This window comes from Halolactibacillus alkaliphilus (assembly GCF_900115465.1).
In the GTDB taxonomy this organism is placed as follows: domain Bacteria; phylum Bacillota; class Bacilli; order Bacillales; family Amphibacillaceae; genus Halolactibacillus; species Halolactibacillus alkaliphilus.
Map to the genome: position 1 here is coordinate 1 of NZ_FOWN01000035.1, position 11,157 is coordinate 11,157.

Sequence of the window (11,157 nt, forward strand, 5' to 3'; positions counted from 1 at the left end):
CATGACAGGTGCCTTTCGGCACTGGGGTTTCTTAACTTCAAAGTCTTCTTGGTTGGCATATTTTTTTACTGTGCGAGCATCAATACCTGTCTTGCGACTAACACTCGCATAACTTTCTCCTTTTTGATTCACTTCATATCTGATATAATTTACTTCAGCCACTGCTAACATCTCCTAAATATCCTCCTGTCAAACGTTATTGGTCTAACGAGGAGTTTAAAGTTATTTTTGAGTGTTGGCAAGTGGTTTTTTGTATATTTTTGGCCGAATTTGACCAACATGAATTAACTGCCCTAAACTACATTTCAATTATGCCACATACAAGCAAGGTGTAACTTTGTTGGAAGCGTCATGTAACCATATATTAAACCAAAAAATTAAAGAGCGGTGTCTTACGGCTCTTTTTTTGATTGGGTAAAGCCACTAGAACATATATTTTGACTTATGACACCTTGTCACTTATACTGTAAAAGTGTAAAGTGACAAGGTGTCATTTTAGTGAGTTAGGAGAGAATGTTATGCCAAAACAAACGTTTTTTAACCTCGATGCAGATAAAAGAAAAGTATTGATGGATGCACTAAAAGAAGAATTTTCAAGAGCAAGCGTACATGAAGCATCCATTAGTAACATTGTTAAGCGGGCACAAATTCCAAGAGGAAGCTTTTATCAGTACTTTGAAGATAAAGAGGATGCGTTTTTACATGTTTTAGAGAGTTATGGGAAAATGAATAAGTCCTGGTTTATTGATCTTTTAATAGAAACCGAAGGTGACTTGTTTGCTACTTCTGAAAAGTTATTCAGACGATTGCTAGAAACGTATTCGAATAAGGAGCATTATAACTTATTCCGTCATGCTTTCCTTAATATGAATCATAAAATGGAACAAGCCTTTACTAGTGACAAAGTAAGACGTGATATGAGACAGGATGTAGAAGAGATGATTCAACATATTGATCAAACCTTATTTAATATTCAAAGAAAAGAAGAGTTGATTCATGTGCTAAAAATCATTAAGGCTGTCACCTTTCATAATGTGATTGAAGCATTTGCGCAGCAATTATCGATTGAGACAGCATGTCAGCAATATAAGATAGAATTAACGTTACTAAAGCAAGGGTTGTTGAAAAGAAGTATAGATTTTACAGCGAAGGGGAACGAGAGATATGAGTAAGTTAAAGTTGGTTGATATTGATAAGAGTTATCGCACAGGCGACAGGTATCTACGCGTATTAAATAAAATATCGTTAGAGTTTAGAGAAAGTGAATTTGTATCTATTTTAGGTCCATCAGGATCAGGGAAAACAACGCTATTAAATATGATTGGGGGCTTAGATCATTATGATTCAGGTGACCTTATCATTAATAACGAGTCGACCAAACACTTTCGTGACAAAGACTGGGACAGTTATCGAAACCGTTCAATAGGTTTTGTGTTCCAAAACTATAATTTGATTGGTCATCAATCTGTACTACAAAATGTTGAAATATCAATGACATTATCTGGTATATCTGCAGATGAACGTAAAGAACGCGCAACGGAGGCATTAAAAGAAGTAGGGTTGGAAGACCATATCAATAAAAAGCCTAATCAATTGTCAGGCGGCCAAATGCAGCGTGTGGCTATAGCACGTGCATTAGTAAATAATCCAGACATTATATTAGCAGATGAACCAACGGGTGCGCTTGATTCAAAAACGAGCACACAAGTGATGGATATTCTTAGAGAAGTAGCAAAGACTCGTTTAGTGATTATGGTAACCCATAATGAGGAAATTGCTTTAGAATATTCTACGCGGATTATTCGCTTTTTGGATGGGAAGATTCAATCAGACAGTCATCCGTTATCAGAAGAAAAAAATAATGCCCCAGTCATTAAGAATAAAAAGAATAAGAGGACATCGATGTCGATGACAACTGCTTTATCATTGTCATTTAAGAATTTATTGACTAAAAAGGGTCGAACAATTTTAACTGCCTTTGCGGGAAGTATTGGTATTATTGGCGTAGCTTTAGTACTCGCCTTATCAAATGGGTTAACCGAAGAGCTGGATGTCGTTCAGGGTGAGACACTTAGCAATTTCCCGATTATGATTGATACCAATGAACAATTAGCCGACTTAACTCAAGCAGGTCCGCCAGGGACGCAAACGAACTCAGATGGATGGACAGCTTTTCCTGATACGGATGAAATTTTCACGTACAATGTGTCAGACAGTCTTCAACTGCATAAAAACGTGCTGACAGATGAGTTTATTGCGCATGTTGAGGCGATGGATGACGCACTACCGGAAGCTGTAGATAGCGTGAGCTATCGTCAAGGTATCGGTGTCAACTTGCTCACTGAAGGCGAAGAGGGTGTAATAAAGTTTGACACTGCTGCTCAACAACAAAATCAAGGTTTTGGCCCACCAATGACAGGTAGTTCGCATTGGCAAGAGATGCCAACTAATCCGGATTTTGTTTTAGATGTCTATGATCTCATTGGTGAGGGAGCAAGATTACCTGAACGTGACGATGAAATATTACTTGTTGTTGATGAGTATAATCGTTTAAGTACATCGTTTTTCGAGAAATTAGGTCTTAACTCAGATGATGCGTATGTATTAACTGATTTTATTGGACATGAAGTACTGAAGGTTGTCTCAAACAATGACTTCTATGTTGAAGAAGGTCCTATTTACCGAGAAGTAGCACCAACAAGGTTTGAGGAAATCTACAAGAGTGATACAGGTAAGACGTTGACTATTACAGGTATCTTGCGTCTGAAAGAAGGCGAAGAATCTGGAATATTTGATGAAGGTTTTATTTATACCCGTGCCTTAACAGACTTTTTATTAGCTGATGCAGCAGATTCTGACATCGCAAAAGCGCAGGAACAAGCAGACGTGAATATATTAACGAATCAAGCGTTTCAAGATGATGCTGATAAAGAGACGATGTTGATTTACTTAGGGGCTATTTCACGTCCAGTGGGGATTGATATTTATCCAACAAACTTTGAGGCAAAAGACGATATAAAAGCTTACCTTGATGAATACAACGCGGATTTACCAGAAGAGGATCAAATCATTTATAATGACTTGGCCGAATTAATCGGTAATATTATGACGGATTTAATTAATACAGTGACCTATGTTCTCGTCGGTTTTGCGGCGATCTCACTTGTTGTATCAACCATTATGATTGGGATTATCACGTATGTTTCAGTCATAGAAAGAACAAAAGAAATAGGTATTTTACGAAGTGTTGGTGCACGTAAAAAAGATATTTCACGCGTGTTTAATGCTGAAACACTGATTGTCGGTTTTATTTCAGGTGCATTAGGGGTTGGCCTAAGCTACTTGCTTATTATTCCAATCAATCAATTGATTGAGCGTGTAACAGACTCAGCCAATGTGGCATCGCTAACGCCAACAGCGGCCATCATTTTAATTGTCGGCAGTATGCTGCTAACGCTAGTAGCAGGTGTTATTCCATCACGTATGGCTGCGAAAAAAGATCCGGTTGTGGCATTAAGAACTGAATAAATGTCAGTTTGCTTACTCGTGAAGTATCAAGCGTCTAGCTGTAGATGATATCCTGTGCAAATATTTTTTTAAAAAAAGCATAAAAATAGTTTTAATATCTGCAAAACGGGAATAGTTTAGTACAAGGCAAATGCATCAATTATTATTTCGTGCGATGGCGTACAAAGTGCGAATAATGACGCTGAATGTGTAAAGAAACATTGAGTGAAGATGCAATCTGCACAGCCTTGGCGGAAAATTTGACTATACTGGCGTCAAATGACTCGTCAGCTATTGATGATGCATCATTAGGTGAAAATAGGTAACTAATTGAACCATCAACGACAAAAGAAGACGTTTTTCGTGAAAGTGCACGTAAAAGAACTGTCATCGTAATGTTGCGGATTTTCGCAAACATGTTCAACCCACAGAATAGGGTAAGGCAGTTTAAAACATCTTTCAATTGTGACGGGTTTGTACGTCAAAAGTAAGTGCTACACGCATCTCGACAATTGAATAGGAAGACTCCAAATTTTCCGCGAACGTCTCCTGCGCTATAAAAGGAGGCACAAAAGGGAAGCACGCTCATTAATTTGAGTGTGTTTTTCTTTTGAGGTTCAACTGGTTTGTAAGCAAAATGTAAAAGAATTCGGTTCTTATAGTTTGTGAAATTGCGATAGCCGTATGCGACGCGATTTAAGACTTTGATTTTATTATTAATGCCTTCAATGCGGCCGTTATTGTAAGTATAATTAAAGCTATTTTGAATGTGTGGTAAATGTTCTCGTAACGTCTTTATACTCGTTTTCATATAACTAGAAATGTTTGCATCAAAGTTCCTGTTGGCAGCAGCTTTAAAGAAGCGTTGGAGTATACGTGAGTGTACTCTTTAGGAATGTGCAGGCATGACCGTTCTTTGTGCCCGTGTGGGCAAATTTCTCTTTAAAATAATATTTTCATCTTGAATATCAAAAGCAATTCTTATCGCAAGAGGTGTAGACAAGTGAGTTCCCTCGTAAGGATTAGTTTTGTTCGACTTCAAATCTACAGGGAAACGCACTTGTTTTCTATAATTTAAAAAGAACAAAGGTGTTAGCGAGTTGTTTTAGTGAGCAATTGATGACGCACTAAAATGACCTTTACCAACACTAAATATTATACAACAATACAAAAGACCTACTGCCGGTAAAAAACTTATCAGGCAGTAGGTCTTTTGTATATCGAAAGACTAATCATTTATTCGTTCGTTAATCAATGGTTCGCCGCCATCATAGATATTAATTAGTTTTAAGTGTGTCGTTTCTTTTACATAGACAGATTTAAATCTTTTTTCTCCATCAGCTGAAAAAAACAACACGCGGGAACCATCATTATCTGTCTCGACCACCATATCATATTGGTCCACTTCGATATGATTATCAATGTAGCTTAATTCAGGATAAGACGTTGATTGACTATCTTCTCCACAACCTGTGAGACTAATACCGACGATAATCGTCAACAGGATAGTAATAACCTTTTTCATTTTTACATCACCTCACATAAACTACGTTCTATTCTATGAAAAAATTGTCGCAGACTCAATTAATTAAACTGATGTAGAAGAAAAATCATTCTTAAGTATCAGGTGTCATTATCATGTTCAATAGTTACTATAACTTCAGACGCAGTATATAGTCCGGGTTAGTAAGCCTTTCGGTACTGACTTGGTGGCATATGATATTCCCTAGTGAATAGCCGGTGAAAATACGGGTAGTTCCCAAATCCACATATAAAAGCAATTTGTTCAAGCGTCATATTGGTGTATTTCATTTGATTAATAGCGGCCTCTAATTTTATGTGTTGAGCGTATTGAATCATTGTTTTATTCGTGTGATCTTTAAATAGATGACTAGCACGAGACACGCTTAATTCAACTTCGCTTGCGACCTCTTCAAGTGTTAAGGGCTCAAGCGCATGCTCTTCAATATAACGCATCATACGTGTAACGATAAATGGACGCTGAATGGAATGGCGGGCGTTAAGCTCTTCTTCTATCATTAACATAATACTTTTAAATAGATGTGTGTTTAACTCATGGTTTTGTTCGTAAGTTGGCCGTAAGTTTTCTGTAGAAAGAAGTCGCCATAAAGTTATAATGGTTTCGGTGGATGAAAGTGAGGCCATGTGAGGTTTTCCTAACTTTCTCCACCATGCATCTAACCAGTCTCCGGTTACGAGTAGATGGTAATCACCACTCAGTTGCTGTGGTTCGATTGTCAGTTGGTAGTATGTATTTGCTGGAACGAAAATAATGTCCCCTTGTTCTAGTTCATACGTCTCTTGGTGTATAGTCGTTTTACCTTTTCCTTCAATTTGTATGCGAATTAAAAAATTGTCGAATCCGTTTATACGCGTATCGTGATAGCCATTCGTGTGTGATGAGTAGCTGCAGTGATGAATGTGCACGGGATAACTCCTTTCATTTGTAGCAAGATAGGATATGAATTTATCATATCATCTATATTAAAAAAATAAAAGAGGCGGTAAAATATAGTTAATTAATAAAGTGTTAAGTAGAATCAGATAATGAAAACGTTTAATAAAAAGGAGCGAATAAGGATGAAAATTTTAAAGGTAGGGATTATTGGATGTGGGAATATTTTCCCCATGCATGCGGCAAGTGTCATTGAAAGAGAAGATACGGAATTAGTAGCTGTTTGTGATGTTAAAAGAGAACGGGCTGATGAAAAGGCAAGTCAAGTAAAAGCAAAAGCGTATTACGATTACGAAGAAATGCTAGATAAAGAATCACTTGATGTTGTGCATATTTGTTTACCTCATCATTTACATGCCCCTGTGACAGCTGCGGCAACCAAACGAAAAATACATGTGATGACAGAAAAGCCGATGGCGATTCATTATGATGATGCAGTGGCAATGATTGATGGGGCAAAAGAAAACGGTGTGATGTTAGGCGTTATATTCCAAAATAGGTATAACCCTGGCTCACAACTCATTAAAAAAATGCTGACTTCAGGGGAACTCGGTCAAATTAAGTCAGGGAAATTACAAGTGACATGGGATCGATCAGATGCCTACTATCAAAACAGCGATTGGAAAGGCACATGGGAAAAAGAGGGTGGCGGTGTTATCATTGACCAAGCTATCCACACAATGGATTTAATGCGCTGGTTTGTGGATAGTGAACTGAAATATGTGGATGCATCCATTAGCAATCGTGCGCATGAAATCATTGAAGTAGAAGATGCAGCGGAAGGTGTCATTGCTTATAAGAACGGCGTAGTCACAGCATTCCATGCGATTAACTACTACACATATGATGCGCCGGTTGAAATTGAATTGCACTGTGAAAAGGGCATTGCTAAGATGGTCGCCGATAAAGCCACCGTCACTTTAGAAGATGGGCGTACGTTTGTTGCTGATCATAACCCACTAGAGACATTTACGTATGATTCAGGCGTTAAAGGTTATTGGGGAGTAAGTCACGTCAAACAAATTAACAAATATTATGATGTCATACAAGGGAAAAAGGAAGTACTCGATATTCCAGCAGAAGAAGCTTTAAAAACCCAACAAATGATTAACGCCGTCTATCAATCTGGAAAAGAAAAACAACGCGTGAATTTTTAAGAGGTTATAAGCCTTTTTACCAACGCAATGAATAAATAATAAAGAGATAAAAATAGAGGAGGTATAGGAGATGAAGATTTTAGTATGGAATGAAAATCGGCATGAGAAGATAAATCCTAAAGTAAGTGAGATTTACCCGGAAGGTATTCATGGTGCGATTAAAGGGTTTTTAGCTGAAGTAGGTCATGAAGTGACAACAGCAACGTTAGATGAAGAAAATCATGGACTATCTGATCATTTACTTGACCAGACGGATGTGTTGATTTGGTGGGGGCATTTAGCCCACGGTGAGGTAAAAGATGAGTGGGTAGATAAAATCCAGCAACGTGTGTTAGAAGGTATGGGATTATTGGTGTTACATTCGGGTCATTTCTCAAAAATATTTAAACGTTTGATGGGAACGACGTGTGATTTAAAATGGCGTGAAGCAGATGATCGTGAACGGCTGTGGGTTATTGATCCAACACACCCTATTGTGGCTGGTCTTGGAAGTTATATTGAGTTAGAAAAAGAAGAAATGTATGGTGAGCATTTTGATATTCCTGCTCCTGATGAATTAGTATTTATGAGCTGGTTTGAAGGTGGCGAAGTATTTAGAAGTGGTGCTACTTATAAACGAGGACGTGGAAAAGTCTTTTACTTTAGACCTGGACATGAAACGTACCCAACCTACCATAATAAAGACATTCAAACAGTGATTAAAAATGCAGTAAATTGGCTTAAGGTTACAGATACGAACCAACCCGTTTATGGTAATAGTCAACCAATAGAAGCTATTTCAAAGAAAGGATGATTTGATGATACCAGTAGCTATCCAACTCTTCACGCTACGTGAAGCGTGTGAAAAAGATATGATTGGGACTTTAGAAAAAGTAAAAAAGATTGGTTATCAAGGCGTTGAACTTGCCGGATATGGCAATGCAACTGTTGAGGAAGTTAAAGCGACACTTGAGCGCTTGGGCTTACAAGTTGCCGGTAGTCATGTGCCGTTGACAGATCTGATTAATCGTTTGGATGAAGTGATTGAAGAACAGAAAATCTTGGGTAACAGACGCGTTGTTTGTCCATATATTTTACCGGAAGATCGCACGCATGATTTTTATCAAGATTTACCTTCAGTATTACAGTCGGTTCAACTTGAGCTAGAAAAGCATGGAATAAATCTATTATATCACCACCATGATTTTGAACTTGAAGAGTATAGTGATGGTGAAAGCGTACTTAGCTATCTTTTACGTACAGTTGAAGGACTTAAATTGGAGTTAGACGTGTACTGGATTCAAAAAGCGAAAGAACATCCTGTTGACTGGATTGAAAAATATGTAGATCAGCTAGAGCTTGTGCATTTGAAAGATATGTCAACAGATGAGCGAGAAACATTTGCACCGCTCGGTACAGGGCGTACAGATCTGAAGGCTATTTTAACAACTGCTAAGCCAGCGTTTTGGATTGTTGAACAAGATCAAACAGATGGAGATCCATTTGAAGCTATTAACATCAGCTTTAATTATTTAAAAAATGAAGGAGTCGTTGATTATGAGTAAACTTAAAGTAGCTGTTATTGGATGTGGAAGTATTAGTAAGCACCGTCATTTGCCTGAATATCACCAAAATAATGATGTGGAGATTATTGCGCTGTGTGATATTGTAGCCTCACGTGCTGAAGCCATGCAAGAAGTGTATGGAGGTAATGTCTACACAGATTATAAGGAATTATTAGCGAAAGAACCTGTTGATTTGGTCAGTGTATGTTTACCAAATGCCTTGCATGCGCCAGTATCTATTGCAGCTCTTAACAGTGGTGCAAACGTACTATGTGAAAAGCCAATGGCAACAACGAAAAAAGAAGCTGAGGCGATGATTGAAGCAGCTGAAAGTAATGGTAAACACTTAATGATCGCCCATAACCAACGTTTTGTGCGTTCTCACCAACAAGCAAAAGCACTAATTGAACAAGGTGCGATTGGGAAAGTTTACAGCTTCCGGACAACATTTGGCCATGGCGGTCCCGAAGGCTGGAGTGTTGATGGTAAGGACTCTTGGTTTTTCAAAAAAGATGAAGCAATCATTGGTGCGATGGGAGACTTAGGTGTTCATAAAGCGGATTTAATTCGCTACATTCTAGGTGAAGAATTCACGCATGTATCAGCGATGGTAGAGACGAATGCAAAAGAAAATATCACGGTCGATGATAATGCTGTTTGTTTACTAAAAAGTGAATCAGGTATTATTGGTACACTAACAGCAAGTTGGGCTTATAAAGTGAATGAGAGTAACTCGACAATTATTTATGGTGAAAAAGGTGTGTTACGTCTTGAGGATGATCCGGCTTATAGCTTAATCGCAACCTATACAGACGGTAGCAAGGTCAACTATGAGCTCGGGAAAATTCAGTCGAATGAAGAAGGTAAACAAACCTCAACGGGTGTTGTAGACCATTTTGTTGAAGCGGTTAAGACGAATACAACCCCATTGATTGATGGTAAAGAAGGTAAAAAATCACTTGAAATCATCCTTGCGGCGATGGCATCAAGCGAAACAGGAAAAACAATCCAGTTATAAGAGGTAAGAAAAAACAAGAGTTAAAGGAGGCACCAAAATGAAATTAGGTGTATTTACAGTTTTATTTGCGGATAAAAATCTCGAAGAGATGTTGGATTATGTGAAAAATGCGGGTTTGGATGCGGTTGAAATTGGTACAGGGGGTTACCCTGGAGATGCGCATTTAAAATTAGATGCTTTACTGGAAAGTGAAACAGAACGTAAAGCGTTTATGGAGAAGGTAACGTCACGCGGATTAATGATTAGTGCGTTAAGTTGTCATGGGAATCCGGTTTCTCCAGATAATGCCTTTAGACAAGATTCACATGAAACATTAGTAAAAACAATCAAACTTGCCGGCTTATTAAATGTGCCAATTGTGAATACTTTCTCTGGAACTCCTGGTGATTCAGAAGAAGGTAAATATCCAAATTGGCCAGTAACACCATGGCCAGAAGAGTATAGTACTGTGTTAAAATGGCAGTGGGAAGAAAAATTAGTGCCTTACTGGAAAGAAATCAACACCCTTGCAGAAGAAAATAATGTAAAAATAGGATTAGAACTACATGCTGGATTTTTAGTACACACACCGCATACAATGCTAAAATTACGTGAGCAAACTGGTGAAGCAATTGGTGCGAACTTAGACCCAAGCCATTTGTGGTGGCAAGGTATTGATCCGGTTGCAGCAATTAAAATTCTTGGGAAGGCAAATGCCATTCACCATTTTCATGCGAAAGATACCTATATTGACCAAGATCATGTTAACATGTACGGCTTAACGGACATGCAACCTTATAGTGAAGTTCAATCACGGGCTTGGACGTTCCGCTCTGTTGGATATGGTCATTCAATAAAAGTGTGGAGTGACATAATTAGCGCGCTCCGTACGTATGGCTACGATCATGTCATTAGTATTGAACATGAGGATCCGATTATGTCAATTGATGAAGGCTTTATGCAAGCAGTTAAAAACTTAAAATCTGTTATGATTTATGATCAACCTGCTGATATGTGGTGGGCATAATTTCTGACTACTTACTTTCCCTATGTTGAGAAAGTAAGTAGTTTTTTATTTGACATTGATAATCATTATCAATTAAAATATTATAGAAGGAGTGATAATTATGTTAATTCAATTAAGAACGTTTACCCTTGAAAAAGGGCACGTCGATACATTTGTTGAAAAAATGAGAGAGCCTCATCCTGTGGATGCTTTTGACGGGATGATGGAACGTACGATTTTATCTTTTACGCGTAAAAAGTCAGAAGATGAAGTTGTAATGATGTTACGTTGGCGATCAAAAGAGGATTGGATGAACTGGGAGCGTAGCGACGTTCATCTTGCGGGTCATCGAGAAAAGAAAGAAAAGCCATCATTTATCAAACTGGTGGAAGTAAAAATGTACGAAGCAGAGACGATGTATTCACGATAGTTTTACGTCACGTCATGCTGTTAGAAATAGTCGATGATGA

Annotated in this window: 10 protein-coding genes and 1 pseudogene; 8 read left to right on the top strand and 3 right to left on the bottom strand. The window is 38.0% G+C overall.

Annotated elements, in window-relative coordinates; genetic code table 11:
• Positions 1 to 518 precede the first annotated feature (518 nt).
• Both BM163_RS11750 and BM163_RS11755 read left to right on the top strand, forming a co-directional pair.
• Positions 519 to 1,172, top strand: coding sequence for a TetR/AcrR family transcriptional regulator (locus tag BM163_RS11750; RefSeq protein WP_089803383.1), 654 nt, complete (start codon positions 519 to 521; stop codon positions 1,170 to 1,172).
• Positions 1,165 to 3,528: an ABC transporter ATP-binding protein/permease gene (locus tag BM163_RS11755; protein WP_089803385.1), complete on the top strand. Its 2,364-nt coding sequence runs from the start codon at positions 1,165 to 1,167 to the stop codon at positions 3,526 to 3,528. Before BM163_RS11750 ends, BM163_RS11755 begins: the two co-directional genes overlap by 8 nt.
• Positions 3,529 to 4,123: 595 nt before the next feature.
• Here BM163_RS11755 and BM163_RS14250 read toward each other — a convergent pair.
• The 3 genes and pseudogenes from BM163_RS14250 to BM163_RS11770 form a co-directional block, all read right to left on the bottom strand.
• A pseudogene (locus BM163_RS14250) lies at positions 4,124 to 4,351 on the bottom strand (transposase); the annotation flags it as partial.
• Positions 4,352 to 4,735: 384 nt separating this feature from the next.
• Positions 4,736 to 5,032 carry an EexN family lipoprotein gene (locus BM163_RS11765; protein WP_089803387.1) on the bottom strand — a complete coding sequence of 99 codons (297 nt, stop codon included), beginning with the start codon at positions 5,030 to 5,032 and terminating at the stop codon, positions 4,736 to 4,738.
• 158 nt (positions 5,033 to 5,190) lie between these two features.
• On the bottom strand, positions 5,191 to 5,955 hold the full coding sequence (locus BM163_RS11770) for an AraC family transcriptional regulator (protein WP_089803389.1): 765 nt from the start codon (positions 5,953 to 5,955) through the stop codon (positions 5,191 to 5,193).
• Between the two features lie 153 nt (positions 5,956 to 6,108).
• Here BM163_RS11770 and BM163_RS11775 point away from each other — a divergent pair, with 153 nt between their 5' ends.
• The 6 genes from BM163_RS11775 (at position 6,109) to BM163_RS11800 (ending at position 11,117) form a co-directional block, all read left to right on the top strand.
• Positions 6,109 to 7,140, top strand: a complete 1,032-nt coding sequence (locus BM163_RS11775; RefSeq protein ID WP_089803391.1) for a Gfo/Idh/MocA family protein — start codon at positions 6,109 to 6,111, stop codon at positions 7,138 to 7,140.
• Positions 7,141 to 7,210: 70 nt separating this feature from the next.
• Positions 7,211 to 7,933: a ThuA domain-containing protein gene (locus BM163_RS11780; RefSeq protein WP_089803392.1), complete on the top strand. Its 723-nt coding sequence runs from the start codon at positions 7,211 to 7,213 to the stop codon at positions 7,931 to 7,933.
• 4 nt (positions 7,934 to 7,937) lie between these two features.
• The gene (locus BM163_RS11785; RefSeq protein WP_089803394.1) at positions 7,938 to 8,684 is read left to right on the top strand and encodes a sugar phosphate isomerase/epimerase family protein; all 747 of its coding nucleotides are present in this window, start codon (positions 7,938 to 7,940) and stop codon (positions 8,682 to 8,684) included.
• Positions 8,677 to 9,702, top strand: a complete 1,026-nt coding sequence (locus BM163_RS11790; RefSeq protein WP_089803396.1) for a Gfo/Idh/MocA family protein — start codon at positions 8,677 to 8,679, stop codon at positions 9,700 to 9,702. Before BM163_RS11785 ends, BM163_RS11790 begins: the two co-directional genes overlap by 8 nt.
• A 37-nt stretch (positions 9,703 to 9,739) precedes the next feature.
• Positions 9,740 to 10,708 carry a sugar phosphate isomerase/epimerase family protein gene (locus BM163_RS11795; protein ID WP_089803397.1) on the top strand — a complete coding sequence of 323 codons (969 nt, stop codon included), beginning with the start codon at positions 9,740 to 9,742 and terminating at the stop codon, positions 10,706 to 10,708.
• A gap of 100 nt (positions 10,709 to 10,808) precedes the next feature.
• Positions 10,809 to 11,117: an antibiotic biosynthesis monooxygenase family protein gene (locus tag BM163_RS11800; protein WP_089803398.1), complete on the top strand. Its 309-nt coding sequence runs from the start codon at positions 10,809 to 10,811 to the stop codon at positions 11,115 to 11,117.
• Positions 11,118 to 11,157: the final 40 nt, after the last annotated feature.

Excerpts from the sequence above, each read along its gene's own strand:
- BM163_RS11790 (WP_089803396.1), top strand. The coding sequence starts at position 8,677 with ATGAGTAAACTTAAAGTAGCTGTTATTGGATGTGGAAGTATTAGTAAG.
- BM163_RS11775 (WP_089803391.1), top strand. The coding sequence starts at position 6,109 with ATGAAAATTTTAAAGGTAGGGATTATTGGATGTGGGAATATTTTCCCC.
- BM163_RS11765 (WP_089803387.1), bottom strand. The coding sequence starts at position 5,032 with ATGAAAAAGGTTATTACTATCCTGTTGACGATTATCGTCGGTATTAGT.
- BM163_RS11750 (WP_089803383.1), top strand. The coding sequence starts at position 519 with ATGCCAAAACAAACGTTTTTTAACCTCGATGCAGATAAAAGAAAAGTA.
- BM163_RS11795 (WP_089803397.1), top strand. The coding sequence starts at position 9,740 with ATGAAATTAGGTGTATTTACAGTTTTATTTGCGGATAAAAATCTCGAA.
- BM163_RS11785 (WP_089803394.1), top strand. The coding sequence starts at position 7,938 with ATGATACCAGTAGCTATCCAACTCTTCACGCTACGTGAAGCGTGTGAA.
- BM163_RS11780 (WP_089803392.1), top strand. The coding sequence starts at position 7,211 with ATGAAGATTTTAGTATGGAATGAAAATCGGCATGAGAAGATAAATCCT.
- BM163_RS11800 (WP_089803398.1), top strand. The coding sequence starts at position 10,809 with ATGTTAATTCAATTAAGAACGTTTACCCTTGAAAAAGGGCACGTCGAT.
- BM163_RS11755 (WP_089803385.1), top strand. The coding sequence starts at position 1,165 with ATGAGTAAGTTAAAGTTGGTTGATATTGATAAGAGTTATCGCACAGGC.